Source organism: Streptomyces sp. NPDC048191, assembly GCF_040652655.1.
GTDB lineage: Bacteria > Actinomycetota > Actinomycetes > Streptomycetales > Streptomycetaceae > Streptomyces.
This window is the reverse complement of record NZ_JBEZMO010000005.1, coordinates 1-25589: the sequence shown is the minus strand read 5'-3', so window position 1 is coordinate 25589 and position 25589 is coordinate 1. Positions and strand designations below refer to the sequence as shown.

At 69.8% G+C, this 25589-nt stretch carries 20 protein-coding genes and 4 pseudogenes; 12 read left to right on the top strand and 12 right to left on the bottom strand.

Annotated features, from left to right (window positions below; all coding sequences use genetic code 11):
- Positions 1-136 precede the first annotated feature (136 nt).
- Positions 137-2467, top strand: a complete 2331-nt coding sequence (locus AB0D93_RS10635; RefSeq protein WP_362116360.1) for a transglycosylase domain-containing protein — start codon at positions 137-139, stop codon at positions 2465-2467.
- A 61-nt stretch (positions 2468-2528) separates the two neighbouring features.
- On the opposite strand, the gene AB0D93_RS10630 is transcribed toward AB0D93_RS10635, so the two are convergent.
- The 3 genes from AB0D93_RS10630 to AB0D93_RS10620 all read right to left on the bottom strand — a co-directional run bounded on the left by AB0D93_RS10630 (position 2529) and on the right by AB0D93_RS10620 (position 7035).
- Positions 2529-4619 carry a SpoIIE family protein phosphatase gene (locus AB0D93_RS10630; RefSeq protein WP_362116357.1) on the bottom strand — a complete coding sequence of 697 codons (2091 nt, stop codon included), beginning with the start codon at positions 4617-4619 and terminating at the stop codon, positions 2529-2531.
- A 259-nt stretch (positions 4620-4878) separates the two neighbouring features.
- Complete coding sequence (locus AB0D93_RS10625) at positions 4879-5565, bottom strand: DUF402 domain-containing protein (protein WP_362116354.1); 687 nt, start codon at positions 5563-5565, stop codon at positions 4879-4881.
- 84 nt (positions 5566-5649) lie between these two features.
- On the bottom strand, positions 5650-7035 hold the full coding sequence (locus tag AB0D93_RS10620; protein WP_362116351.1) for a class II fumarate hydratase: 1386 nt from the start codon (positions 7033-7035) through the stop codon (positions 5650-5652).
- A 79-nt stretch (positions 7036-7114) separates the two neighbouring features.
- On the opposite strand from AB0D93_RS10620, the gene AB0D93_RS10615 reads away from it, so the two are divergent.
- Together AB0D93_RS10615 and AB0D93_RS10610 are read left to right on the top strand one after the other, a co-directional pair.
- Complete coding sequence (locus tag AB0D93_RS10615) at positions 7115-7915, top strand: helix-turn-helix transcriptional regulator (protein WP_362116348.1); 801 nt, start codon at positions 7115-7117, stop codon at positions 7913-7915.
- Positions 7908-8126 (top strand): DUF397 domain-containing protein, encoded by a 219-nt coding sequence (locus AB0D93_RS10610; protein ID WP_362116345.1) that lies wholly within the window; start codon positions 7908-7910, stop codon positions 8124-8126. Before AB0D93_RS10615 ends, AB0D93_RS10610 begins: the two co-directional genes overlap by 8 nt.
- A 48-nt stretch (positions 8127-8174) precedes the next feature.
- On the opposite strand, the gene AB0D93_RS10605 is transcribed toward AB0D93_RS10610, so the two are convergent.
- The gene (locus AB0D93_RS10605; protein ID WP_362116342.1) at positions 8175-9845 is read right to left on the bottom strand and encodes a fumarate hydratase; all 1671 of its coding nucleotides are present in this window, start codon (positions 9843-9845) and stop codon (positions 8175-8177) included.
- 168 nt (positions 9846-10013) lie between these two features.
- Between AB0D93_RS10605 and AB0D93_RS10600 the strand changes: the two genes are divergently transcribed.
- The gene (locus AB0D93_RS10600; protein WP_362116339.1) at positions 10014-10730 is read left to right on the top strand and encodes a DUF1707 domain-containing protein; all 717 of its coding nucleotides are present in this window, start codon (positions 10014-10016) and stop codon (positions 10728-10730) included.
- Positions 10731-10905: 175 nt separating this feature from the next.
- Positions 10906-11283: a WhiB family transcriptional regulator gene (locus AB0D93_RS10595; RefSeq protein ID WP_362116336.1), complete on the top strand. Its 378-nt coding sequence runs from the start codon at positions 10906-10908 to the stop codon at positions 11281-11283.
- A 66-nt stretch (positions 11284-11349) separates the two neighbouring features.
- Here AB0D93_RS10595 and glpX read toward each other — a convergent pair whose 3' ends face one another.
- The gene (gene glpX, locus AB0D93_RS10590) at positions 11350-12384 is read right to left on the bottom strand and encodes a class II fructose-bisphosphatase (RefSeq protein WP_362116333.1); all 1035 of its coding nucleotides are present in this window, start codon (positions 12382-12384) and stop codon (positions 11350-11352) included.
- A 128-nt stretch (positions 12385-12512) separates the two neighbouring features.
- Between glpX and AB0D93_RS10585 the strand changes: the two genes are divergently transcribed.
- On the top strand, positions 12513-13040 hold the full coding sequence (locus AB0D93_RS10585) for a DUF4245 domain-containing protein (RefSeq protein WP_362116330.1): 528 nt from the start codon (positions 12513-12515) through the stop codon (positions 13038-13040).
- A 60-nt stretch (positions 13041-13100) separates the two neighbouring features.
- Here AB0D93_RS10585 and AB0D93_RS10580 read toward each other — a convergent pair whose 3' ends face one another.
- The 3 genes from AB0D93_RS10580 to xseA form a co-directional block, all read right to left on the bottom strand.
- Entirely contained in the window at positions 13101-13691 is a 591-nt protein-coding gene (locus AB0D93_RS10580; protein ID WP_362116327.1) for a malonic semialdehyde reductase, read from the bottom strand.
- 143 nt (positions 13692-13834) lie between these two features.
- The gene (locus AB0D93_RS10575) at positions 13835-14059 is read right to left on the bottom strand and encodes an exodeoxyribonuclease VII small subunit (RefSeq protein ID WP_362116324.1); all 225 of its coding nucleotides are present in this window, start codon (positions 14057-14059) and stop codon (positions 13835-13837) included.
- Positions 14056-15264, bottom strand: a complete 1209-nt coding sequence (xseA, locus tag AB0D93_RS10570) for an exodeoxyribonuclease VII large subunit (RefSeq protein ID WP_362116321.1) — start codon at positions 15262-15264, stop codon at positions 14056-14058. The genes AB0D93_RS10575 and xseA overlap by 4 nt, the downstream gene beginning before the upstream one ends.
- 328 nt (positions 15265-15592) lie before the next feature.
- On the opposite strand from xseA, the gene AB0D93_RS10565 reads away from it, so the two are divergent.
- Together AB0D93_RS10565 and ppgK are read left to right on the top strand one after the other, a co-directional pair.
- Entirely contained in the window at positions 15593-16600 is a 1008-nt protein-coding gene (locus tag AB0D93_RS10565; RefSeq protein ID WP_362116318.1) for a 4-hydroxy-3-methylbut-2-enyl diphosphate reductase, read from the top strand.
- Positions 16601-16629: 29 nt separating this feature from the next.
- Positions 16630-17376 (top strand): polyphosphate--glucose phosphotransferase, encoded by a 747-nt coding sequence (gene ppgK / locus AB0D93_RS10560; RefSeq protein ID WP_362116315.1) that lies wholly within the window; start codon positions 16630-16632, stop codon positions 17374-17376.
- Positions 17377-17399: 23 nt separating this feature from the next.
- On the opposite strand, the gene AB0D93_RS10555 is transcribed toward ppgK, so the two are convergent.
- Positions 17400-17921 carry a DUF6542 domain-containing protein gene (locus AB0D93_RS10555; RefSeq protein WP_362116312.1) on the bottom strand — a complete coding sequence of 174 codons (522 nt, stop codon included), beginning with the start codon at positions 17919-17921 and terminating at the stop codon, positions 17400-17402.
- A 184-nt stretch (positions 17922-18105) separates the two neighbouring features.
- Between AB0D93_RS10555 and ychF the strand changes: the two genes are divergently transcribed.
- Positions 18106-19194 carry a redox-regulated ATPase YchF gene (gene ychF, locus AB0D93_RS10550; RefSeq protein WP_362116308.1) on the top strand — a complete coding sequence of 363 codons (1089 nt, stop codon included), beginning with the start codon at positions 18106-18108 and terminating at the stop codon, positions 19192-19194.
- Positions 19195-19300: 106 nt separating this feature from the next.
- On the opposite strand, the pseudogene AB0D93_RS10545 reads toward ychF, so the two are convergent.
- A pseudogene (locus AB0D93_RS10545) lies at positions 19301-19681 on the bottom strand (tyrosine-type recombinase/integrase); the annotation flags it as partial.
- A gap of 290 nt (positions 19682-19971) precedes the next feature.
- Between AB0D93_RS10545 and AB0D93_RS10540 the strand changes: the two are divergent.
- Complete coding sequence (locus AB0D93_RS10540; RefSeq protein ID WP_362116305.1) at positions 19972-21090, top strand: DUF3631 domain-containing protein; 1119 nt, start codon at positions 19972-19974, stop codon at positions 21088-21090.
- 366 nt (positions 21091-21456) lie between these two features.
- Positions 21457-21888, top strand: a pseudogene (locus AB0D93_RS10535) (DUF2637 domain-containing protein); the annotation flags it as partial.
- Positions 21889-23070: 1182 nt separating this feature from the next.
- On the opposite strand, the pseudogene AB0D93_RS10530 reads toward AB0D93_RS10535, so the two are convergent.
- Positions 23071-23427, bottom strand: a pseudogene (locus AB0D93_RS10530) (transposase); the annotation flags it as partial.
- A 562-nt stretch (positions 23428-23989) separates the two neighbouring features.
- Between AB0D93_RS10530 and AB0D93_RS10525 the strand changes: the two are divergent.
- Entirely contained in the window at positions 23990-24988 is a 999-nt protein-coding gene (locus AB0D93_RS10525) for an FKBP-type peptidyl-prolyl cis-trans isomerase (RefSeq protein ID WP_362116302.1), read from the top strand.
- Between the two features lie 344 nt (positions 24989-25332).
- Here AB0D93_RS10525 and AB0D93_RS10520 read toward each other — a convergent pair.
- Positions 25333-25589, bottom strand: a pseudogene (locus AB0D93_RS10520) (hypothetical protein); the annotation flags it as partial.

Below are 25589 nucleotides of genomic sequence, written 5' to 3'. Positions count from 1 at the left end.
CTCCAGATCCGTCGGTTCCCTTGGAGCAGGTGCTGATTGTCACGTCCGTAAAAGAACGGATCAGACGTCCTTTGTCATATAGGCGGGTGTTAGTTTTCGGAGCTGACCCCGAGACGGAAGCGGAGCGAAGGGACCCATGGGACGAGCGGAAGAGAGACGAGCGCGACAGCGCGGTGGCCACCGCGCGGCGCCCAGGCGCGGCCGCTCCGCCCCCACGGCGGGTGCCCCAGCCGGTGGCAAGCCCGCCAAGGGCCGCATACGCCGGCTGTTCACCTGGAAGAAGGTCCTCGGCACGTTCTTCGGGACGTGCCTGCTCGTGATCGCGGCCTTCATCGGGCTGTACATGTACGTCGACATCCCGGCCGGGAACGCCGACGCCCAGCTGCAGAGCAACATCTACAAGTACAGCGACGGCACGATGCTCACCCGCACCGGCTACCTCAACCGGGAGAGCGTCGACCTCGCCGATGTCCCCAAGGGGGTCCAGCGGACCTTCGTCGCGGCCGAGAACAAGACCTTCTACCACGACGCCGGCGTCGACCTGAGGGGCACCGCCCGCGGTGTGCTCAACACCGTCATGGGGCGCGGCACGCAGGGCGGTTCGACGATCACCCAGCAGTACGTCAAGAACTACTACCTGGACCAGAACCAGACCGTCTCGCGCAAGCTGAAGGAACTGGTCATCTCGCTGAAGCTGGACCGCCAGAAGTCCAAGGACTACATCCTCGCGGGCTACATCAACACCAGCTACTACGGCCGCGGTGCGTACGGCATCCAGGCCGCGGCACAGGCGTACTACCACAAGGACGCCAAGGACCTTTCGGTCCAGCAGGGTGCCTACCTGGCCGCGCTGCTCCAGGCGCCGAACCAGTACGACTGGGCCGTCGCCACCGACACCGGCAAGAAGATGGCCAAGGCCCGCTGGAACTACGTCCTGGACAACATGGTCAAACAGCACTGGCTGGACGCGGGCAAGCGCCAGGCCATGACGTTCCCGGAACCGAAGGCCCCCAAGGCGGCGCCCGGCATGAAGGGACAGACCGGCTACCTGGTGGACGCGGCCAACACGGCGCTGGAGAAGCAGCTGGTCGCCCAGGGCAGGGCCAACTCCCTCGGTGACGCCGAGGCGTTGGTGAAAAAGGGCGGCTGGACCATCACGCTCAACATCGACAGGAAGAAGCAGCGCGAGCTGGAGCAGTCCGTCACCGAGCAGCTGACCAGCAAGCTCGATCCGAAGAAGCGCTCCGTCGACGGCGACGTCCAGCCCGGTGCCGTGTCCGTCGACCCGGGCACGGGCAAGGTCCTCGCCATGTACGGCGGTACGGACTACTTCAAGCACTTCTACAACAACGCGACCCGCCGCGACTACCAGCCCGCCTCCACCTTCAAGCCGGTGATCCTGGCCGCCGCCCTGGCCGAGGGCGCCCAGACGCAGGAGGGTCAGCCCATCACGGCGAACACGATCTACGACGGCACCAGCGGCCGCCAGGTCGTGGACCACGGCAGCAAGGTCGGCTTCGGCCCGCCCAACGAGGACGACAAGAGCTACGGCCCCATCACCGTCCAGAAGGCCATGAACCAGTCCGTCAACTCCGTCTTCGCGCAGATGGGCGTCGACGTGGGCATGAAGAACGTGATGGACGTGGCCGGCAAGCTCGGCATGGACACCAAGGGCATGGATCCGGTCCCCGCGCAGACGCTGGGTTCCATGGGCGCCAGCCCGCTGGAGATGGCCGGCATCTACGCGACCTTCGACAACCACGGCAAGAAGGTCACCCCGGCGATCATCAAGTCGGCCGAGCACAAGGACATCAGCGTCACCGTGCCGGACCCGATCGGCGACCAGGTGATCCCCCGCGAGGCGGCCGACACGGTCACCTCGGTGCTCACCGGCGTGGTCGACGACGGTACGGCCAGCCAGTCGGTGGCGGGCAACTCGGCGCGCGACGGCCAGCAGGTCGCCGGCAAGACGGGTACGTCCGACAACAACAAGTCGGCCTGGTTCACCGGCTACACGCCCGGCCTGGTCACCTCGGTCGGCATGTTCGGCGAGTCCGCCAAGACCCACGCCCAGGTTCCGCTGACCGGTGCCACCGGCCCCCTCAACCCCATCGGTCACACCGGCCGCATCAACGGCGGCGGCTATCCGGCGATGATCTGGGCCGCGTACACCTTCGAGGCGATGGGTGACGTCAGCAAGTTCGACCTGAACACGACGCAGGGCGCGGCGGTCCAGCCGACCCAGACGCCGACGCACTCCCAGACCCCGTCGCAGACGCCGTCGCACACGCCGACCAGCAAGCCGCCCACGTCCACGCCGCCGTCCAGGACGCCGACGCAGTCGCCGACCCAGTCGCCGACCCAGTCACCCACGCAGTCCCCCACGCAGTCGCCGACGCAGTCGCCGACGGGCACCATCACGGACAACCCGCTCGATCCGGGCGGCGGCCAGAACTTCGGCCAGTAGGAACGCACGCGCGAAGGGCGCCCGGGAACTCCCCGGGCGCCCTTCGCGCGTGCGGGCGGCCTCAGTTCCGGTTCAGCTCGAACCAGACCACCTTGCCCATGCTCAGCCGGGTCGCGCCCCAGCGGCGGGCCAGCCTGTTGACGAGGTACAGGCCGCGCCCGCCCTCGTCCGTGGCCCGGGCCTGCCTCAGCCGCGGCAGCTGCGGCACGTCGTCACCGACCTCGCAGCGCAGCACGTCCGTGCGCAGCAGCCGTAGCGTCACCGGCCGGGAGGCGTACCGTACGGCGTTCGTCACGACCTCGCTGACCAGCAGCTCCACCGAGTCCGACAGGTCCTCCAGGCCCCAGCGGGCGAGCGCGCGCCGGGCCAGCCGGCGAGCCTGACCGGGGGCCGTCTCCTCCGGCTCCAGCTTCCAGTACGCGACATCGCTCGGCGCGATCCCGTCGAAACGGGCCGCGAGCAGCGCGATGTCGTCGTCCCGGTCGCCCGGGCCGAGCATGTCCAGCACCTCGTCGCACAGGGCCTCCAGCGGCGGCGGATGGTCCGGGCCGGTCAACTGGGCGGTCGCGGCGAGCTTTTCGCGCAGCTGCTCTATGCCGGTCCACACGTCCCGCAGCCGGGACTCCACCAGGCCGTCGGTGTACAGCAGCAGCGTGGCCCCCGCGGGCGCGTCCAGCTCGACCGCCTCGAAGTCCACCCCGCCGACGCCGATCGGCGCGCCCGGCGGCACCCGCAGCACCTCGGCGCGGCCGCCCAGGTGCAGCAGCACGGGCGGCGGATGGCCCGCGTTGGCGATGGTGATGCGGTGCGTGACCGGGTCGTAGACGGCGTACAGACACGTCGCCATGCGGTCGGTGCCGAGCCGCTGCGCCTGCTCGTCCAGGTGGTGCAGCACCTCCTGCGGCGGCAGGTCGAGCCCGGCCAGGGTCTGCGCGGTCGTACGCAGCTGGCCCATGATCGCCGCCGACGTCATGGAGTGCCCCATCACGTCACCGACCACCAGCGCGACCCGGCTGCCGGGCAGCGGGATCGCGTCGTACCAGTCCCCGCCCACCCGCGCGGTCTCGGCGGCCGGCAGATAGCGGGAGGCGAGCCGCACCCCGGTCGGGCGGGGCAGGGTCTCGGGCAGCATGGTGCGCTGCAGCTCGTCGGCGATGTACGCCTCACGGCCGTACAGCACCGCCTTGTCGATGCCGAGCGCGCTGTGCGTGGCCAGCTGCGCCGCCACGAGCAGGTCGTCGCTCTCGAACGCGAGCCGCTCCGGGCGGCGCAGGAACAGGGCCGCGCCGATCACCCGGCGCCGGCCGCGCAGCGGCGCGAGAATCGCGTGCTGCCCGGACGGTACGACCGCCTCGGCGCACTCGCCGAGCAGCTCGGGCAGTGCGGACCGGGCCGCGGGCGCGTCGGCGAACACCGGCCGCACCCCGCGCAGCACCTCGTTCAGCGCGCCGCCGGGACGCACCTCGCACAGCTCGGTGGTGAGCGAGGACAGCTCGGCCAGCGCGCTCGGCTCCGGCTCCGGGTCGAAGGCCGGCGGCAGCAGCACACCATCGGTGTCCCGCTCCTCCGGGATCCGGTCGGTACGGCGCAGCCGCAGCACCACCGGACCGGTGGGCCGCTCGTCGCCGACCGGCAGCGGGTCGCGCAGATAGACCAGGATCGCGTCGGAGAACGTCGGCACGGTCGCCCGGCACAGCCCCATCACGATCTCGTCCAGATCGAGGCCGCGCGCGATCCGCCGGGTGGCCGCGCCCACGAATCTGAGCCGGTCCCCGTCGCGCCGCATCGGCATCGGGCGGCCCGGCGGAAGCCCGCGCCCGGTACGCCGCTCCTGGCCGCCCGGCGCCCGCTCCTGCTCGGTGCCTGGCTGCGGCGGAATGCCCTCCGGCGCGGGGCGCGGGCGGTGTGCGCCGGGCTCGGTGGTGGCGGGCTGGGAGTGCTCGGGGCCGTTGACTGGGGGCTCCTTCCCCTTGCCGTCCTTTCCCTGGCCACAGGGCGTGGCCGTGCCCGGTCCGGAGGACGCTCCCTCCGACCGGGCCTGTACCGGTAAGGCCGGGGTGGCGGCAGGCTTCGGGGTACGCAGGAGCGCCCCGCGGCCCTCCGCGGGGTCGGCGCCCTGAGGGCGCTCGAAGGAGGTGGGCTGCTCCGTCACGCGTGTCGCATCCATCCGTATGGCACTGCACGCCGGGCGCGCAGTTGCTCCCGCAGAAGTCCCGATACCCGCAATACGTGTCCCAGGAACGGAATTCCCGCGTGGTCGGAGGCAGTTCCTGTGCCCTGGTTCCCCTCGCTCACCTGCTGCCGCCCCTCGATGACGATCGGTCAAGCCCGGCGCATGCTCCGGGAGTTGCTTGTGTGCGCCCTTGCGGAGGACGATCCTACGTTTCTTGCCCGGGGGCGCATCAAGGGTCTCATGAGGACACGTGCACGGGCGTACGGTCCCAGTCCTCGGGGAGAGAAGGTACCGCCCAGGACGGATCCGGGCGCCAGTGCTGCCAGCCGTCGGAGAACGGCGGCCCCCAGGCGTCGATCACCTCGACCGCGTCCCGTCCGGCCGCCCGCACCCGCTCCGCGGTCGCCGCGTCCATCAGCCCGTCCCGCTGGGCCTGCGCGAACTCGTCCTCGTCGCGCCAGTGCCAGCTGCGGTCCGGGTGCACGGAGATGTCCAGGAAGTAGTCCTCGGAGTCCACCCCGCCCGCCCACCGCCGCAGGGGCTGCTCGAGGTTGACGTACCAGTTCTTGAACTGCCAGCCCGGCTCCCAGAACAGCCACACCGACCAGGGCTTCCCGGGCTGGGCCAGCTTCAGCACGCCGGTGCCGAACCAGTGGTCCCGCTGCACCGTGCGCGGCCTGGTGTAGCGGGACTCCAGCGGCTCCAGGTGCACGGGGCTGCCGTCGGCGAGGACCGGCTTCATGCACTCGGTGCCGGGCGCGAGCCATACCGCGAGGAGTTCCGCGTCGTCGCGTACGACGGTGACGGGCCGGGCGATGTGGAAGTGCTCGCCGGCGTTCTCCCGGTAGCGCCACAGGATCGGGGTCCCCGGCATCCAGTGCGCAGGTGCCGTGTCCACGCGTGTCATCGCTCCGTCGTCCGTCATGGACAGATATTAGGTGCCGTGGGCATGCGATGCTGCGGTCCACATCACGGTTCCCTGCCAGTGGCCGGAAAGGTTCGCTCCCGGTTACGGGTGCGTCATGCGCAGGACATCCAGCGCCTCGTCCAGCTGCTCCAGGGTCAGGTCGCCGCGCTCGACGTACCCGCTCTCCAGCACGACCTGGCGGATCGTCTTCCGCTCGGCGAGGGACTTCTTGGCGACCTTCGCCGCCTCCTCGTAGCCGATGTACTTGTTGAGCGGCGTGACCACGGACGGGGAGGACTCGGCGTACTCGCGGGTCCGCTCCCGGTCGGCGGTGATGCCGTCGATCGTGCGGTCGGCCAGCAGCCGCGAGACGTTGGCCAGCAGCCGGACCGACTCGAGCACGTTCTTGGCGATGACCGGGAGCATCACGTTCAGCTCGAAGTTCCCGGCCGCGCCGGCGGTGGCGATGGTGGCGTCGTTGCCGACGACCTGGGCGGCGACCATCAACACCGCCTCCGGCACGACCGGGTTGACCTTGCCCGGCATGATGGACGAGCCCGGCTGCAGGTCGGGCAGGCGGATCTCGGCGAGCCCGGTGCGCGGGCCGGAGGACATCCAGCGCAGATCGTTGGCGATCTTCGTCAGCCCGACCGCGATGGTCCGCAGCTGCCCGCTGGTCTCCACGATCCCGTCCCGGGCACCCTGCGCCTCGAAGTGGTCGCGGGCCTCGGTCAACGGCAGCCCGGTGGCCCGGGCGACCTCCTGGATGACGGCGGCGGAGAAGCCGGGCGGGGTGTTGATGCCGGTGCCCACCGCGGTGCCGCCCAGCGGCAGCTCGGCCAGCCGCGGCAGGGAGGTGTGCAGTCGCTCGACGCCGTAGCGGATCTGGGCGGCGTATCCGCCGAACTCCTGGCCGAGCGTGACGGGGGTGGCGTCCATGAGGTGGGTCCGCCCCGACTTCACGACGTCGGCGAACTCCCCGGACTTGCGGGTCAGGGAGGCGGCGAGGTGCTCGAGGGCGGGGACGAGGTCGTGGGTCACGGCCGCGGTGGCGGCGATGTGGAGGGAGGAGGGGAAGACGTCGTTGGACGACTGGGAGGCGTTGACGTGGTCGTTCGGGTGCACGTCCCGGCCGAGCCGTTCACTGGCGAGCGTCGCGATGACCTCGTTGGTGTTCATGTTGGACGAGGTGCCCGACCCGGTCTGGAAGACGTCGACGGGGAAGTGCTCGTCCCACTTTCCCTCGGCGACCTCGGCCGCGGCCTGCTGAATCGCCTCGGCCGTCTCCTTGTCGAGCACGCCGAGTTCGGCGTTCACCTTGGCGGCGGCGCCCTTGATCCGGGCGAGCGCTTCGATGTGGGCGCGTTCCAGTCGCTGGCCCGAGATCGGGAAGTTCTCGACGGCACGCTGGGTCTGGGCGCGCCACTTGGCGGTGGCGGGGACGCGGACCTCGCCCATGGAGTCGTGCTCGATGCGGTAGTCGCTCATGGCAGCTATAGCGATCAGGTGCGCCGGGTTGTTCCCCGCGACTACGCTGAGTGAGTGACCGATTGCGAAGGGGTGCCACATGACCACCGCGTACGGCGACTGGCTGAGGCAGCAGCGGGAGGCGGCGGAGCTGACGCAGCAGCAGCTGGCGGAGGCGGCGATCATGTCGCGGACGCATATCGCGCATATTGAGGCGGGGAGGAGGGTGCCGTCTCAGGAGGACGCGCGGAGGCTGGACAGGGTGCTCAATACGCGCGGCGCGTTGACCAGTTTCCGGCCGGGGAACGAGCGGAGGCCGGTGGCGGCGCATTTCGAGGCCGCGTTGGCGTTGGAACAACAGGCAGTGATGCTCCGGGAGTTCGCGCTGTCGTTCGTGCCCGGGATTCTCCAGACGGAGGCGTACGCCGATGCGGTGCTGCGGGACGTGTCCTTCCCGCCCCTGGTCAAGGAGGACCGTGTAGAGGCCGTCGCGACCCGGCTTGATCGGGCTCGGGTCCTTGAGGACGCTCGCACACCGATCGTCTGGGCGCTGCTCGACGAGGTCGTTCTGCGGCGGCCGATCGGCGGCCCCGAGGTGATGGCGGATCAGATCACGCGTCTCGTCGGGCTGGTGGAGGCCGAGCGGATCCGGCTGTACATCGTGCCGCTGGGGCATGGAGGGCACCCGCTCCTCGGCGGCATGGTCACGTTGATGTGGTTCGAGGATCAGCCTCCGGTGGCCTACGAGGAAGGGGCCTTCTCGGGCACGGTGCACGACGAACCGGCCCTGGTCGAGCGTATCCAGGCCGCCTACGATCTGGTGCTCGGAGAAGCCCTGCCGCAGCGGGAGTCGCTGGCCTTGCTGCGGTCGATTGCGAAGGAATACGGCCACCATGACTGAGCAGCACATCATCCCCGAGTCCTCCGCGCTGGAGGGCTGGCGCAAGTCGACCTACAGCGGGGGGAACGAGGGTAGCTGCGTCGAGGTGGTGGACCACCACCCCCACGGCCTGCCCGTCCGCGACTCCAAGGCCCCCCACGGCCCGGCGTTGGTCTTCGGTACGTCGGCCTGGGCGTCGTTCGTCTGCGCGGTGCGCGAAGCGGAGGTGTGAGGCGGCTCCAACGGGCACGTGGAGCCGCCGTGTACCCCAGCGAGGCTCTTACGCCAGCCCAGGACCCCGGACCGGGATCGAGGTGAACGTCGGCTGCGGGGCCGGGTCCTGGAAGAAGTCGTTGCCCTTGTCGTCCACGACGATGAACGCCGGGAAGTCCTCGACCTCGATCTTCCAGACGGCCTCCATGCCCAGCTCCTCGTACTCCTGGACCTCGACCTTCTTGATGCAGTCCTGGGCGAGACGGGCCGCCGGGCCGCCGATGGAGCCCAGGTAGAAGCCGCCGTGCGCGTCGCACGCGTCGGTGACCTGCTTCGACCGGTTGCCCTTGGCGAGCATCACCTTCGAGCCGCCCGCCGCCTGGAACTGCTCCACGTAGGAGTCCATGCGGCCGGCCGTCGTGGGACCGAAGGAGCCGGAGGCGTAGCCCTCGGGGGTCTTCGCCGGGCCCGCGTAGTACACCGGGTGGTCCTTCAGGTACTGCGGCATCTCCTCGCCCGCGTCCAGGCGCTCCTTGATCTTCGCGTGCGCGATGTCACGGGCGACGACCAGCGGGCCGGTGAGGGACAGGCGGGTCTTCACCGGGTACTTGGTGAGCTCGGCGAGGATCGTGTCCATCGGCTGGTTGAGGTCGATCTTGACCACGTCGCCGTCCGACTCGAGGTGCTCGTCCGTCGTCTCCGGCAGGAAGCGCGCCGGGTCCGTCTCCAGCTGCTCCAGGAAGACGCCCTCGGCCGTGATCTTGGCGACCGCCTGGCGGTCCGCCGAGCAGGAGACCGCGATCGCGACCGGGCAGGAGGCGCCGTGCCGGGGCAGGCGGACCACGCGGACGTCGTGGCAGAAGTACTTGCCGCCGAACTGCGCGCCGATGCCGATCTTCTGCGTCAGCTCGAAGACCTTCTGCTCCAGCTCCTTGTCGCGGAAGCCGTGGCCGAGCTCCGAGCCCTCGGCCGGGATCTCGTCCAGGTAGTGCGCGGAGGCGTACTTCGCGGTCTTCAGCGCGTACTCCGCGCTGGTGCCGCCGACGACGATCGCCAGGTGGTACGGCGGGCAGGCGGCCGTGCCGAGCGAACGGATCTTCTCCTCCAGGAACTTCATCATGGAGGCCTCGTTCAGGACGGCCTTCGTCTCCTGGTAGAGGAAGGACTTGTTGGCGCTGCCGCCGCCCTTCGCCATGAAGAGGAACTTGTAGGCGCCGCCGTCGGTGGCGTACAGCTCGATCTGGGCCGGCAGGTTGGAGCCGGTGTTCTTCTCCTCCCACATGGTGAGCGGAGCCATCTGCGAGTAGCGCAGGTTGAGGTTCAGGTACGCGTCGTAGATGCCGCGCGAGAGGGCCGCCTCGTCGCCGCCCTCGGTCAGCACGTTCTGCCCGCGCTTGCCCATGACGATCGCCGTGCCGGTGTCCTGACACATCGGGAGCACGCCGGCCGCCGCGATGTTCGCGTTCTTCAGCAGGTCCAGGGCGACGAACTTGTCGTTGTTGGACGCCTCGGGGTCGTCGACGATCCGGCGCAGCTGGGCGAGGTGGGCGGGGCGCAGGTAGTGCTGGATGTCGTGGATGGCCTCCTCGGCCAGCTTGCGCAGCGCCTCCGGCTCCACCTTGAGGAACGTCCGCCCGTCCGGGCCCTCGACGGTGGAGACGCCCTCGGACGTCACCAGCCGGTACGGGGTGGTGTCCTCTCCCTGGGGGAGCAGATCGGTGTACGCGAACTCAGGCATCTCAGCCCATTCCTCACTCTGACGGACGGCCGCCCGTCGACATCGGCGGGCGTCACCAGCCTAGAACCTGCCACCGACACGGAACCTGTGAGGTAAGGCTCAGTTCGGCACGTCGGGGTTTTCCACAGCCCCTAGTCGCGATCTATCGCGTTTCGGTACGCTGTCCCCGTGGACCTTCAGAAGCACACCGAAGCACCTGTCTCCGAGCTGCGTGCCTCGGACGCCGACCGCGATCGCATCGCCGACCTCCTCCGTGAGGCCCTCGCCGAGGGCCGGCTGACCGCCGACGAGCACGCCGAGCGCGTCGACGGCGTGCTGCACGCCAAGACGGTGGGCGAGCTGGAGGCCTTCATCCGTGACCTGCCCGCGGCCCACCAGGGCGCCGCCCCCGGCTACACGCCGGTTCCGCCCCGCCCCGCCCCGGGTGCGATCCCGCACGAGGCCGACGCCAACGTGGTCGCCGTCTTCAGCAGCGCGGTGCGCCGGGGCCGTTGGCGCGCCGGCCGCCGTCTCCACGCGTACTCGGTCTTCGGCAGTGTCGAGATCGACCTCAGCGAGGCGATCTTCGAGTACCAGCAGGTGGTGATCAAGGCCGTCTCGGTCTTCGGTGACGTCCAGATCCGCGTCCCGGAGAACGTGTCGCTGCGTGGCACCGGCGGTGGCGTCCTCGGCAACTTCGAGGTGGACACGCTGGATTCGGTCGAGTCCGACGCGCCGGTCGTCTACGTCGACGGGTGGGCCGTACTCGGCAATGTCGAGGCGCGTCCCAGGCGCGGCAAGCGCGTGGCGGACATCCTGGAGCGGGTGCAGAGCAAAGTCGACCGCAAGCTGGAGCGGGTCCAGGACAAGGTCGACCGGAAGATGCGCAGGCACCTGGGCCATTGACGGCCGCGAATCCGCCGGTGAATGGAGGGTTCCGCTCCGCCTGTGTCGTCATGGCGGGGGCGCGAACGAGCCGCACGCGCGCCGACGGGTGGGAACGCTGTGCATAGGCGCGCGCACAGCGGGTAGGCCTTGCTGCATCGTCTCTCGCTCGCGAAGCCGTCGTCAGGAGTAGACCGTGCTGCAACCGCCGCATTCGTCCCTGCAGGTCGCTGCCGTTCCGGCCCAGCGGGTGCCAGTGCGAGACAGGGACCAAGACGCTCCGTGGCACACCGAGGCGGTGTGCCGGCGCGACGAGGCCGGCCTGTTCTTCGCCCCGTCGAAGGAGCCGACCGCCGCCCGGCTGTCCCGCGAGGAGGCGGCCAAGCGTGTCTGCGCCCGCTGCCCGGTGATGGTCGAGTGCCGCGAACACGCCCTCCTCCAGCCCGAACCGTACGGCGTGTGGGGCGGCCTGACGGCGGCCGAACGCCGTGTGGTGCTGGCCAGGCGCCGCCGCCGGGAGATGGAACTGAAGAAGACGGCGAGGGCGACGACGGCCGACCGCATGGCTGGATGAGCGGACAGGTGCGCCCCCTCCGCACAGGGGGCGCCCGCCACTGCGGGGGTGCGGTTCGCCCCTGACCTACTTGGCGCGGTCGAAGTCGATCGCGCTGTAGGCCCGCAGCTTGCTCAGCCGGTGCTCGGAGTCGATCCTGCGGACCGTCCCGGACTTCGACCGCATGACGATGGACTCGGTCAGCGCGGTCTCCGACTTGTACCGCACACCCCGCAGCAGCTCACCGTCGGTGATGCCGGTCGCGACGAAGAAGACGTTCTCCCCGGACACCAGGTCGTCGGTCGTCAGAACGCGGTCCAGGTCGTGCCCGGCGTCGATGGCGCGCGCCCGCTCCTCGTCGTCCTTGGGCCACAGCTTGCCCTGGATGGTCCCGCCCAGGCACTTCACGGCGCAGGCCGAGATGATGCCCTCCGGCGTGCCGCCGACACCGAGGAGCAGGTCGACGCCGGTGCCCTCGCGCAGCGCGTAGACGGAGCCGGCCACGTCGCCGTCGGAGATCAGCTTGATGCGCGCGCCGGCCTCCCGGACCTCCCTGATCAGGCCCTCGTGCCGGGGCCGGTCGAGGATGACGACGGTGACGTCCTCCGGCGTGGCCTTCTTCGCCTTGGCGATCCGCCTGATGTTGACGGCCACGGGCGCGTCGATGTCGACGAAGTCGGCGGCCTCCGGGCCGGTGACCAGTTTGTCCATGTAGAACACGGCGGACGGGTCGAACATGGCGCCCCGCTCGGCGGCGGCGAGGACGGCGATCGCGTTCGGCATTCCCTTGGCCGTCAGCGTGGTCCCGTCGATCGGGTCGACCGCGATGTCGACCTCGGGGCCGGTGCCGTCGCCCACGTGCTCCCCGTTGAAGAGCATCGGCGCCTCGTCCTTCTCGCCCTCGCCGATGACGACGACGCCGTTCATCGACACGGTGGAGACGAGGGTCCGCATGGCGCGCACCGCGGCACCGTCGGCGCCGTTCTTGTCACCGCGCCCCACCCAGCGGCCCGCTGCCATCGCGGCGGCTTCGGTCACCCGGACGAGTTCCAGGGCGAGGTTGCGGTCGGGAGCCTCGGAGGGAACGTCCAGCTCGGACGGCAGATGATGATTTTCGGTCATCGGAGCGCACCTTTCTGATACGACGACGGCCGGATGAGGGTATTGGACCCTGACTCTATCGTTAGGCAGACAAAATGAGCAGGGGACCCCACGGATGAGCGCTTGGGGCACCTGCGACGATAGGGGGCGTGGCAGGTTCGAACGGCAAGCAGAAGACGGCCCGGGACATGATTCTCTCCCTGGCCCTGATCGGCATCGCGGCGGCGGTCGTCTACTTCCTCAGCATCCCGCACGACGATCACGCTCCCGACCTCAAGCGGGTCGACTACCGGGTCGAGCTGCTCACGGCCCGCCGCGCGGCGAGCTACCCGGTGGCCGCACCCGAGGGCCTGCCGAGTACCTGGAAGGCGACCTCCGTACGCTTCCAGGGCGAGGACGGCGACCGCTGGCACCTGGGCTTCCAGACCCCGGACAGCCAGTACGTGCAGATCGAGCAGTCGACCCAGAAGGCGGCCGACTTCATCCACGACGCCAGCCAGGGCGCGTCGGCCACGAAGAAGACCGAGTCCATCGACGGCCGCACCTGGACCCGGTACACCGGCGGCCGCTACGACGCCCTCGTCCTGAACGGTGCGTCCGGCTCCACGACGGTGGTGGCCGGCACGGCGTCCTTCGCGGAGCTGACGAAGATGGCGGCGTCGCTGAAGATGCGGTGACGTCCCCGTACGCGAAGAGGCCCCCGGCCGTGCCGGGGGCCTCTTCGCGTACGGATCCGCTCAGACGGTCGTGACGACGTCGTCGTACGCCAGGCGCGGCGAGCGCGGGAACCAGGCGTCCGGGCCCGGCTTGCCGATGTTGACGACCATCAGCGGGGTGTGGTCGTCGTCCAGGAACTCCTTGCGGACGCCCTCGAAGTCGAGGCCGGTCATCGGGCCGGCGGCGAGGCCCGCGGCGCGGATGCCGATGATGAAGTAGGCGGCCTGCAGGGCGGCGTTCAGCGCGGCGGCGCCCTCACGGGCCGGACGCTCGCTGAAGAACACGTCCTTGGCCTGCGGGAAGTGCGGGAAGAGGGCCGGCAGCTCCTCGTGGAACTCGTTGTCCGCGGAGAGGATCGCGACCAGCGGGGCGGTGGCGGTCTTGGGCTGGTTGCCCTCGGCCATGTGCTGCACCAGGCGCTCACGGGCCTCGGTGGAGCGGACCAGGGTGATGCGCAGCGGGCTCTGGTTGAAGGCGGTGGGGCCGTACTTGACCAGGTCGTAGATCGCCTGGACCTGCTCCTCGGTCACCGGCTCGTCGGTGAAGGTGTTCGCGGTGCGGGCCTCACGGAACAGCAGGTCCTGGGCAGCGGGGTCAAGAACGAGAGACATGGGTGAACTTCCTAGGTGCCTTGGTCCGACGTACCGGACCGTGGTCCGGATCGGCTGACGGCACGACTGTACGACAGCTGAAGTTCAACCTTCAACAAATCTCGGGGTGCGGTGACCCGCCTCACAACCCCGGTCGCCGACGCCTACTCGGCGTCCTCCTCTTCGGACTCCTCGGCCAGCGCCGCGTCCAGCCGGGCCCGCGCCCCCTCCAGCCAGCGCCGGCACACCTTGGCCAGCTCCTCGCCGCGCTCCCACAGCGCCAGGGACTCCTCCAGCGTCGTACCGCCCGCCTCCAGGCGACGTACGACCTCGATCAGCTCGTCCCGCGCCTGCTCGTAGGGGAGTGCCTCATCGGTCTTGCTGCTCATTCGCTCACCTTCACCGTGAATTCGCCGTCGGCGACGCGGGCCCGGAGCGCCTCGCCGCCCGTCACCTCGTCCGGGCCGCGCACCACGTGCCCGTCCGCCCTCTGCAGCACCGCGTAGCCCCGCCTGAGCGTGGCCGCGGGGGAGAGGGCCACCACGCGCGCGTGCGTGTGCGTCAGTTCCGAGTCCGCGCGGTCCAGGAGATGGCCGAGCGTGCGCCGGCCGCGGTCGACGAGGGACGCCACCTGGTCGGCGCGCTCGTCGATCATCCGGTGCGGATCCTCCATCGAGGGCCGGGCCAGGGCGTGCGCCAGCCCGCGCTCCTCGCGCTCCACGGACGCGGCCATGCACCGCCGGGCCCGGTCCCGCAGCATCCGCACCCGCTCGAACTCCTCACCCACGTCCGGCACGACCTTCTTGGCCGCGTCGGTGGGCGTGGAGGCGCGCAGGTCGGCGACGTGATCCAGCAGCGGGTTGTCCGGCTCGTGCCCGATCGCGGACACGACGGGCGTACGGCACTCGGCCACGGCCCGCACCAACTGCTCGTCGGAGAACGGCAGCAGGTCCTCCACACTGCCGCCACCCCGCGCGACGATGATGACGTCGACGTCCTCGATCTCGTCCAGCTCCTTGACGGCCTGCACGACCTGCGGGACGGCGTGCACCCCCTGCACCGGGACGTTGCGCACCTCGAAGCGGACGGCGGGCCAGCGGTGCCGGGCGTTCTCCAGCACGTCCCGCTCCGCTGCGGAGGCCCGGCCGCAGACCAGCCCGATCAGCTGCGGCAGGAACGGCAGCGGCTTCTTACGCTCCGGCGCGAACAGCCCCTCCGCCGCGAGCGCCTTCTTCAGCCGCTCCAGCCGGGCCAGCAGCTCCCCGACACCGACGGGCCTTATCTCGGCGGCGCGCAGGGACAGCTGTCCGCGCGGGGCGTACCACTCGGGCTTGGCGAGGACGACGACGCGGGCACCCTCGCCGACGACGTCCGCCACGGCGTCGAACACCTGCCGGTAGCAGGTCACGCTCACGGAGACGTCGTACGACGGATCCCGCAGCGTCAGGAACACGACCCCGGCGCCGGGCCGCCGCGACAACTGCGTGATCTGCCCCTCGACCCACACCGCACCGAGCCGGTCGATCCAGCCCCCGATCAGCCGGGAGACCTCGCCCACGGGGAGGGGGGCTTCGGGAGTGCTGTTCACAGGCATGGGGTCGAGCGTAACGGGGGGTACCGACAGGGGAGCGCCGTCGGCCCACGGTCACCGCTTCCTGTCCCGCTGCCCCACCGGCATAGGCCGACGCCCGGCCACACCGCGCCCACCGCCCGCGCCGTCCCGCTCGCCGCCAGCTCACCGTCACCCAGATCACCGCCCCGGCCACCGGAGACCGTGGCCACCACCTGCACCAGCGCCACCGCGCCGTGCGACGTCGCGTCCAGCGCGCCGAACGCGCCGGCCGGTGCCATGGGCGCGATGAAGAGGAGACCGTGGCCGGACGCGATCTCCGCGCCCCGGACGCACCCTTACGATGGGACGCATGACCGCTTCGTCTGGCCGCCGTGTCCTGCTCGCCGCCCCCCGGGGCTACTGCGCCGGTGTGGACCGCGCCGTGATCGCCGTCGAGAAGGCCCTGGAACAGTACGGGGCCCCGATCTACGTCCGGCACGAGATCGTCCACAACAAGTACGTGGTGCAGACCCTGGAGAAGAAGGGCGCCGTCTTCGTCGAGCGGACGGAGGAGGTGCCACCGGGCAACATCGTCATGTTCTCCGCGCACGGCGTCGCCCCGGTCGTGCACGAGGAGGCCGAGCGCGGCCGCCTCGCCACCATCGACGCCACCTGCCCCCTGGTCACCAAGGTCCACAAGGAAGCCGTCCGCTACGCCAAGGAGGACTACGACATCCTCCTGATCGGCCACGAGGGCCACGAGGAGGTCATCGGCACCTCCGGCGAGGCCCCCGAGCACATCCAGCTCGTGGACGGCCCCGGGGACGTCGCCAAGGTCGAGGTCCGTGACCCGTCGAAGGTCGTCTGGCTGTCACAGACCACGCTCTCCGTCGACGAGACCATGGAGACCGTCGACGCCCTGAAGACGAAGTTCCCCGGTCTCGTCTCCCCGCCGAGCGACGACATCTGCTACGCCACGCAGAACCGCCAGCTCGCCGTGAAGCAGATGGGCGCCGAGGCCGAACTGGTCCTCGTGGTCGGCTCGCGCAACTCCTCCAACTCCAAGCGGCTGGTCGAGGTCGCCAAGCTCGCGGGCGCCCGCGAGGCCTACCTGGTGGACTTCGCCAGTGAGATCGACGAGGCCTGGCTGGAGGGCGTGACCACCGTGGGCGTCACCTCCGGCGCCTCCGTGCCCGAGGTCCTGGTCGAGCAGGTCCTGGAGTGGCTCGCCGAGCGCGGCTACGGCGACGTGGAGATCGTCAAGGCGGCCGAGGAGTCGATCACCTTCTCGCTGCCCAAGGAGCTGCGCCGCGACCTGCGCGAGGAAGCGGCCGCCCTGGCCGCCGAGCGCGGCGGCAGCGGCACTGCCGGGGAGTGACCGTCAGTCGTCCGTCGTAACGTGGTGCCATGCAGATCTTCGGCGTGGACATCGGCGGATCCGGGATCAAGGGCGCTCCCGTGGACCTGGAAAAGGGCGACCTGGCCCAGGAGCGCTGCAAGGTGCTCACCCCGCACCCGGCGACACCGGAAGGCGTGGCCGACGGGGTGAAGCAGGTCGTGGACCACTTCGGCTGGACCGGCCCGGTCGGTCTGACCTTCCCCGGCGTGGTCACGGGCGGCGCCATGATCCGGACGGCGGCGAACGTCGACAAGAGCTGGATCGACACGGACGCGCGCGCGTTGTTCGGCGGCAGGCTCGGCGGCCTGCCGGTGACCGTGGTCAACGACGCGGACGCGGCGGGCGTCGCCGAGATGCAGTTCGGCGCCGGCCGGGACCGCGCGGGCACGGTGATCCTGCTCACCTTCGGCACCGGCATCGGCAGCGCCGTCTTCGTGGACGGCGCCCTCGTCCCCAACACCGAACTGGGCCACCTGGAGCTGAACGGCCACGACGCCGAGAGGCGTGCCTCCAGCAAGGCGAAGGAGGACCACGACCTGTCCTGGGAGCAGTGGGCACGCCGCGTCCAGAAGTACCTCGCGCACGTGGAGATGCTGTTCTCGCCGGAGCTGTTCATCATCGGCGGCGGAGTCAGCCGCAAGGCCGACAAGTTCCTGCACCTCGTCGAGGGCGTCAAGGCCGAGATCGTCCCCGCACAGCTGCAGAACAACGCGGGGATCGTGGGAGCGGCGATGAGAGCGGCCCAGCTGTCGTAGCGCCCGGCGGCCGCGCGCGCCGCTCAGCTCCGGCGCCGCCGCCGTACCCACCGCACCCGGCGTACGAGCACGATCACCCCGGCGACGAGCGTCCCGCCGTACAGCCAGCCGGCCTGGGTGGCGAGCCCGGTGAACAGTCCCATCAACCGGCCGAGGAGCCCCCCCTCGCCACCGGCGACGGGCAGCAGCCCCACGGCGAACGCGATCGGTACGACCACCGGGGCGGTCAGCACGTCCCCCGCCCGCACCCACAGCGCGGTCAGGACGCACACCGGGATGAACAGCACGCCGTACGTGGGCAGCGAGGCGCCGAAGAACAAGGCGTCCAGGAAGCCGAGCAGGAACATCAGGAGACCACAGAACAGCCCGCTGCCGAGCCCGGTGAGGCGCGGGCCCGGCACCAGCGGCGGGGGGACCCGCACCTTCCGTCCGGTCCGCTCGGGCCGCTGCCTCGGCCGGCGCCGGGCCTGCGGGGGCAGGTGCGCGGACGGTGGGGTGCCGCGTCGCGGTCCGTCGTTCGGGGGTCGCGTTCTGCGTTGCTCCACTGGACCAACTTAGGTCTGTTTATGTGCCGAATCGCCCATCAGACACGCCGGTGGGAAGAGCTTGGCCAGGCGTTCGAAGCTCCCGCGAGCCACCGGGCCCGGACGCCGTAAACTGGGGGATCGGCCAGCGTCGGTCTCCGGCCCCTGGCACCCCCTGGCCCACTCATCTACGGGAAGTCGCAACGTGTCGCTCACGATCGGAATCGTCGGCCTGCCCAACGTCGGCAAGTCGACCCTGTTCAACGCCCTGACCAAGAACGACGTGCTGGCGGCCAACTACCCGTTCGCCACGATCGAGCCGAACGTCGGCGTGGTCGGCGTCCCCGACGCCCGCCTCGCCCAGCTGGCCTCGATCTTCAAGTCGGAGCGTATCCTGCCCGCCACGGTCGACTTCGTGGACATCGCGGGCATCGTGCGCGGCGCCTCCGAGGGCGAGGGCCTCGGCAACAAGTTCCTCGCGAACATCCGTGAGTCCGACGCGATCTGCCAGGTCATCCGTGCCTTCAAGGACGAGAACGTCGTCCACGTCGACGGCAAGGTCTCGCCGAAGGACGACATCGAGACGATCAACACCGAGCTGATCCTGGCGGACCTCCAGACCATCGAGAAGGTCCTTCCCCGTCTCCAGAAGGAGTCGCGGATCAAGAAGGACGTGGCGCCCAAGGTCAAGGCGGTCGAGGAGGCCAAGGAGATCCTCGAGAAGGGCGACACCCTCTTCGCCCACGGCATCGTCCAGGGCACCGAGCGCAACGAGCTCCTGCACGACCTGCACCTGCTGACGACGAAGCCCTTCCTCTACGTCTTCAACGTCGACGAGGACGAACTGGTCGACGAGGACTTCAAGAACGAGCAGCGCGCCCTGGTCGCCCCGGCCGAGGCGATCTTCCTCAACGCCAAGCTGGAGGCCGACCTCGCCGAGCTGGACGAGGAGGAGGCCCTCGAACTCCTCCAGTCCGTCGGCCAGGACGAGCCCGGCCTCGCCACCCTCGCCCGCGTCGGCTTCAACACGCTCGGCCTGCAGACCTACCTCACGGCCGGCCCGAAGGAGTCCCGCGCCTGGACGATCAAGAAGGGCGCCACGGCCCCCGAAGCGGCCGGCGTGATCCACACCGACTTCCAGAAGGGCTTCATCAAGGCCGAGGTCATCTCCTTCCACGACCTCGTCGAGACGGGCTCGGTCGCCGACGCCCGCGCCAAGGGCAAGGCGCGCATGGAGGGCAAGGACTACGTCATGCAGGACGGGGACGTGGTGGAGTTCCGCTTCAACGTCTAAGCGATCATCGGAAGGCCGTCTGACCTGCGGCGGAGTGGGTTGGGTGGCCTAGCGGTCCGCACGAGGTCCGCAGGACTGCCAACTCCGGCCAGCCCGATCGGCGTCGTTACGCCGCTTCGGCGGTCGGGATGTCACCCTGGTCCGCGTCGTTGTCGGCGCCGTAAGCGCGGTCCACGGCGGCGCGGGTCCGCTCCTCGGAGTCGGGCCAGAGGTGGGTGTAGATGTTCAGCGTCATCGCGGCATTGGTATGACCGAGCCGCTCGGAGACGGTCTTCACCGACTCGCCGTTCTTGATCAGCAGGCTGGCGTAGTGGTGCCGGAGGGCGTGGGGACCAGTGCCCTTCGGTATGCCGGCCTTCTGGCATGCGGGCCGCCATGCACCGTCCATGAAGTGGGTGTAGACGACCGGGCCGCCCTCAGGAGCGGTGAACAGCCAGCCCTCGGGCTCGCTGACGGGAAAGCCCTGTAGGTGCGCCTTGAGAGCCTCGGCGGTGCGAACGCCGAGAGCCGGGTGAACACCCCACAGGCAAGCAGCCGTTCGGACCGGTGGAGCAGGGCCTGCCAGCCCGCGCGCTCCACCACCAGGAGTGCACGTTGAAGACTACTTCCCCGCATGCCGTAGGCGCATCCCTCAGCGCTTCATGGCCTCCGGCAGCGATACCCGGCCAGCTCGGCCGGCATCAGTCGACCCAAGGGCACGCCGACGTATCCACACCGTGTGGAGACGACGCCGCCGCTGCATTGGCCGACCTGGGCGGGCCGGCGGGGCTCGACGCCATGCCGGATACACCGTCCACTGAGGGCGACGATCTCCTGAGTCAGCTGAAGGGACTGATCGCGAGCTTCGTGATCCTGCCTTCCGAGCAGGCCCTGGACGCGGTCACGCTCTGGGTCGCGGCGACCCATCTGCAGCCTGCGTGGCAGCACGCGCCGCGTCTCGCGGTGGTGGGCCCGGCGAAGCGGTGCGGCAAGTCCCGCCTGCTGGACGTGTTGACCGAGACGGTCCACAACCCGGTGATAACGGTCAACTCCACCCCGGCAGCGGTCTTCCGCTCGATTGGCGAGGAGCCGCCTACGCTGCTGGTGGATGAGGCGGACACCATCTTCGGCACGCCGAAGATGGCGGAGAAGAACGAGGAGATGCGGGGCTTGCTCAACGCTGGTCACCAGCGCGGGCGTTACGTGCTGCGGGTGGTGGGCAACGACCACACGCCGCGCAAGTTCCCCACCTTCGCGATGGCGGCCATCGCGGGTATCGGTGATCTGCCGGACACGATCATGGACCGGTCGGTGGTCATCCGCATGCGCCGCCGTGCCGCGGGCGAGCGGGTCTCGCCCTTCCGCTCCAAGAGGGACACCCCGGCCCTGCACGCGATCCGGTCCAGGCTCACCGCCTGGACCAAACCCTTGGTGAACCAGGCCCTGCATCTGGAGCCGGAGATGCCGGTCGAGGACCGGGCCGCCGACACCTGGGAGCCCCTGGTGATCGTCGCCGACCTGGCGGGCGGCCCGTGGCCGCGGCTGGCCCGGCAGGCGTGCGCGCGCATGGTCGCCTCCGAGGTCCAGACCGAGGAGGACAACCCCAGCGGCGCGAGGATCCTCGCCGACATCCGCCGGATCTTCTTCGGCCGGGGCGACGTGGACAGCCTGTGCACCGACGACCTGCTGTACGCCCTCAACAACGACCCCGAGGCCCCCTGGGGTGAATGGGGCCGAGGCGGCCTGACCGCCCGCGGACTCAGCGCCATGCTGCGCGAGTACGGCATCTCCTCGGCCAACGTGCGCGTCGGCGAGATCCAGCGCAAGGGCTACACCCGCAACAAGTTCGCCGACCCCTGGCGACGCTACTGCCCCACCGTCCACCCGCTGGACGCCGCCGAACGCGCCGCAGGCTGACCACCTCCGCCGTTTGCGTACGTGCCGTCCCTGCCGTAACTGCGCAGCTCAGACGGCTACGGCCAAGACGGCAACCGGACGCAAGACGGCAGCCCGGCCCGCCTGCCGCCGAGCGCACGTCAGCCCTCGACGGCAGGCGGGGCGTGGGACGGCACCGATATGCGTCTTGTGCCGTCCGTGCCGTCCCAGCCGTAAAGCCCCAGCTCACCGCCCATGCCCGCAAGACGGCACACACGGCCAAGACGGCAACGTGCCGTCCCACCACCTCCTGCCGTGACCGCCCTGACCTGCGGTTGCAACGCCCAAGACGGCAAAGACGGATCCCGAGACCACCCCCCGGCACTGCCCACGGAGCACCGCACCACGATGCCCACCACCGCACAGCTCTCCCGCATACCGGCCAGCCGCGTCACCGGCTGGGACCGCGCCGCCATCAGCGTCCTCGCCGCCGCCGGGTTCGCCCTGTCGTACGACGCCCTGCGACAGACCGCCGACGCCATCCACGTCCGGGGAGCCCTGACCTACCTCTTCCCCCTGGTCATCGACGGGTTCATCGCTTACGGCGTCCGAGCCCTGCTCATCCTGCGCCGGGCAGCCTTCACCGCCCGCGCCTACGTCTGGGCCCTCTTCCTGGCCGCCACTGCCGCCAGCGTGTGGGCCAACACCCTGCACGCCGTCCGTCTCAACGACCAGACCCCGACCGGTTCGGGACTCCACCTCGGTGACACGGCAGTCGGAGCCCTGTCGATGATCGCCCCGCTCGCCCTGGCCGGAGCGGTCCACCTCGGCATCCTCATCCGCCACGCCACCATGCTGGATCTTGCCGAACCCAGCGGGCCTGTCAGCCATGAGGACGCGGGCGAGCCTGCTCTCCCAACGATCACGGACGAACCCGATCCGGTCGCGGAGTTCTCGTGGGGGAAAGCCCACGGTCCGGGCGCTGTCGGCGGTGGTGGTGGTGCACCGGGTGCGGACCGGGCAGGGGCGGCACTGGCTCTTGGTGAACCGGGCCACGATCAGCGGGGCGGCGGTGGGCGAGGAGGTCGCATAGGGACCGTGCCAGCCCTGGCTGACCTGGTCCTGGGGGCAGGTGACCTGTCGGCGGTCGAAGCCGATGTGGAAGTCGTCCGGGTCGAAGCCCTCGTTCTTGCGGTGCTGGCGGGTGGGGTTGCCCGGCAGCGGCCCACTGACGGTGACCTGGTGTTCGCGCTCGGCTCGTTCCAGGTGGACCAGGGAGGTGTAGCCGCCGTCGACCAGGTGCTCGGCGGGCAGCAGTCCGCGACGCGCCAGTCGGGTGTGGATGCCGGTCAGGGCCTGGCCGTCGTTCGTGGCGGCCGAGGTGGTGGCCACGTCCGTGATCACGTTGACGCTGTCGGGGGCACACGTCTCGGTGACATGCGCGGCGAACCCCTTCCAGCGGATGATGTGCCCGTGCCGGACGTAGCGCGCCGTGGTGTCGTAGGGAGAGACGATCGCCGATGAAGAGGGTGGCAGCCCACCGTCGTCGGCGGTGCGCCAGCGCAGGCGGCCTGCCGCGTCGCGGTAGTAGTTCTGCACGACGATCTGCCGCAGGGCCTCGGCGTGCGGGCCGGGACGGTAGCCCGGTTCGTGCTGGTGGAGGCGTTCCAGCAGCCGACAGGCGTCGTCGCCAGCGGTGAGGATCCTGGTCTTGGGCCGGGTGGGGTTCTTGCCCAGGCGGACCGGCCGGCCGTAGCGGCGCCCCCAGTCCTCGTCGACCAGGCCGACCAGCAGCTGCCCGGCCGTGCGGGCGACTTCTTCCAGTGCAGCACGGACGGCCTCAGTGACCAGTTCCAGCCGGGTCAGGTCGCGTACCGCGGCCAGGACGTGGGTGGAGTCGGTGCGCCGCGTGCTGCGCTCGCGTACGAGCCCGGCTTCCTTCAGGCGGGCAAGCGCCAGATCGAGAAGTCGGTCGGCGCGGCCGTCCTGGGCGACGCGCTCGCGGAAGTCCGCCAGCACGCTGTGGTGGAAGCCGGGATCGTCCAGCTCCATGTCCAGCGCGTATGTGAAATCGATGCGGCAGCGGACCGCTTCCGCCGCCTGCCGGTCCAACAGACCCAGCACGAACTGCAACACGCAGACGGTGGCCAGCTGGGCGGGCGACAGCCCCGGACGGCCGTCGCGCGGGTACCAGCCGGCGAAGTCCTCGTCGTGCCACAGCCCGTCCAACCGGTCCCGCACCCATATCGCCGTCGTACCGTCCGGGTTGCTCGCCCGCGCGATCTGCGCGGTCAGAGAAGGGACTTGCTCACCGGGACGGGAACGGAGGACAACGGACACCGCAACAACTACGTCGGCTTGCGGAACAGCCGCGAGCATGCCCGTTGATCATGTCGTTGCACCGGGAAACACCAAGATCCCCGACAGAGTCAAGCTGAGGGTCGGTTGGAATCCATGTTTGTGCGCTGGTGTTGGCGTACCGGTTGGCGTAATGGCCCACCAGCGACTGTTGTGCGATCGAGGAGCAGGTTGCGCCGCTGGACTGCCCCTGGAACGGCGCAGGAGTCGCCTATTTGCCGTGAAGCATCCGGTTTTGCTCGGTCGCGATTCGCCGCATTGCTGGAACCTCGGCACACATCGACACCGCTCTGACCTTGGCGTTTCTCTATGCCTAGAGAAACGCCCCAACAGGCCCCTCGGGAGCGTCTCCGCAGGTCAGGTGGCCTGTCGTTGCTCTAGGCGCGTGGAATTACGCGGAACGCAGGCCTAGGAGAACTGGTGACAGTTGAATATGCGAGCCACCAGGATCACATCCGGTCCCGATGTTCCTCAGGGCCGGAGTGCCGTGCACGGGGCGTGTTCGCCGTAAGTTGCATCTCTCGCTCCGTAAAATTGCCTCCACGCCCCTCCACGCAGGACCGAGCGAATACGAGGCCCCGCCGTGCGCCGACGCACCCTCCTCCTTGCTGCGCTACCCGCTGCGGGGCTGTGTCCACTCGTGGGATGCGATCACAACGAGTCCCCCTCCAGCAGGACCAGCCCTAGCACGGTCCCTGCCACTTCCCCCCCGCCGCCACCGAAGATCGTCGATGGCCCGCTCCCGGCCATCACGGCGGGCACACGCTTCGGCGAGAAGCCCACCGTCGCCAAAGGCCCGGGTGAACCCTCCAAGGACCTGGCGGTCAGGACCGTCATCGCCGGCAGCGGCCCCATCGCGGCGGCAAATGACTACACCCAGGTCAATTTCCTGGGCCAGATCTGGGCCACCGCCAAAGTCTTCGACAACTCCTACGACGACAAGACCCCCGTGTTCGTCCAGCTCGCTCAGGGCGGCGTCGTCGCCAGTTGGCGCTATGCACTGACTGGCAAGAAGGCTGGCAGCCGCGTCGAGTTCTCCGTGCCGCCCACCTGGGGCTTTGGCACGCAGGGCAATCCTCAGGAAGGGATCAAGGGCAGCGACACCCTGGTCTTCGTTGTCGACCTGGAAGCCACCTTCAACTCCAAGAGCTCCGCCCACGGCAAGGCCGTCGCCCAGAACGACGCGGCTCTGCCCAAGGTCGGCACCAACACCGATGGCAAGGCACCCGCCATCGACGTCCCCAAAACCGCAGCTCCCAACAAACTCGTGTCGGCCTACGTCCTGGAAGGCGACGGCCCCGAGATCAAGGCGAACAGTACCGTCCTTGTTCAGTACAAGGGCGTCCTGTGGGACACCGGCAAGGAGTTCGACTCGTCGTACAGCAAGAACGCGCTGACGTCGTTTTCCCTGCAGCAGGTCGTCAAGGGCTGGGCCGTAGGCCTGAAGGGCAAGAAGACCCGCAGCCGCCTCCTCCTCGTCGTTCCCCCGGACCTGGGCTACGGCAGCAGCCCTCCCCCCGGCAGCCCCATCACGAAGGACTCCACGCTGGTCTTCAGCGTGGACATCCTGGCAGCAGCCTAGCCTCGAACTTGCAGGACGGTCCGCCGACGGAGTCGGTGGACCGTTTCGTTTTCGGTGGCTGGTGAAGGGCTCTTCCACTGCGACAAGTGGGCCCAGCTCCGCGTCCGGGCACGCCAAGGGGCATGTGCAGCGGGGCTTCTGCAGCCCGAGTTCATCACATGCTCTGTGTGAGTCTCGGGTGGCCGATCTCGGCATTGCGAAGGGCTGGGGCCGCCCGGGCAAGACGCACATCGCCGTCGCGGCCTGCCGGGCCGATCGCCCCCGCCAGGAGAGGGGAAGGGGCGGCTGACCTGGTGCGGCCGGGTGACTCCGCCCGGGAACCGGGCGGAGTCAGGTGCTAGTCGTCATTGCGCTGCCGCTCGCCAGGTGTTGCTGGACCATATGGCCTGGCCCCTGGTGGGTCCCCCGTAGGACCTGTAGATGACGAAGTTGCCGTCGTCCTGCAGTACCGCCCAGGCGCCGGCGTTGTCTGGGGTGCCAGCGGTGTTGGTGTTCCACAGGAAACGGTTGTTCGCGTCGTAGATGACGAAGTTGCCGTCCTGCTGCATCACGGCGTACGCGCCCGGGTGGCCGTTGGTGCGGCTGGACCAGATGGCGGCGC

Excerpts from the sequence above, each read along its gene's own strand:
- AB0D93_RS10635 (WP_362116360.1), top strand. The coding sequence starts at position 137 with ATGGGACGAGCGGAAGAGAGACGAGCGCGACAGCGCGGTGGCCACCGC.
- AB0D93_RS10565 (WP_362116318.1), top strand. The coding sequence starts at position 15,593 with ATGACCGCTTCGTCTGGCCGCCGTGTCCTGCTCGCCGCCCCCCGGGGC.
- AB0D93_RS10580 (WP_362116327.1), bottom strand. The coding sequence starts at position 13,691 with ATGTCTCTCGTTCTTGACCCCGCTGCCCAGGACCTGCTGTTCCGTGAG.
- xseA (WP_362116321.1), bottom strand. The coding sequence starts at position 15,264 with ATGCCTGTGAACAGCACTCCCGAAGCCCCCCTCCCCGTGGGCGAGGTC.
- ppgK (WP_362116315.1), top strand. The coding sequence starts at position 16,630 with ATGCAGATCTTCGGCGTGGACATCGGCGGATCCGGGATCAAGGGCGCT.
- glpX (WP_362116333.1), bottom strand. The coding sequence starts at position 12,384 with ATGACCGAAAATCATCATCTGCCGTCCGAGCTGGACGTTCCCTCCGAG.
- AB0D93_RS10625 (WP_362116354.1), bottom strand. The coding sequence starts at position 5,565 with ATGACGGACGACGGAGCGATGACACGCGTGGACACGGCACCTGCGCAC.
- AB0D93_RS10620 (WP_362116351.1), bottom strand. The coding sequence starts at position 7,035 with ATGAGCGACTACCGCATCGAGCACGACTCCATGGGCGAGGTCCGCGTC.
- AB0D93_RS10615 (WP_362116348.1), top strand. The coding sequence starts at position 7,115 with ATGACCACCGCGTACGGCGACTGGCTGAGGCAGCAGCGGGAGGCGGCG.
- AB0D93_RS10575 (WP_362116324.1), bottom strand. The coding sequence starts at position 14,059 with ATGAGCAGCAAGACCGATGAGGCACTCCCCTACGAGCAGGCGCGGGAC.
- AB0D93_RS10540 (WP_362116305.1), top strand. The coding sequence starts at position 19,972 with ATGCCGGATACACCGTCCACTGAGGGCGACGATCTCCTGAGTCAGCTG.
- AB0D93_RS10605 (WP_362116342.1), bottom strand. The coding sequence starts at position 9,845 with ATGCCTGAGTTCGCGTACACCGATCTGCTCCCCCAGGGAGAGGACACC.
- AB0D93_RS10610 (WP_362116345.1), top strand. The coding sequence starts at position 7,908 with ATGACTGAGCAGCACATCATCCCCGAGTCCTCCGCGCTGGAGGGCTGG.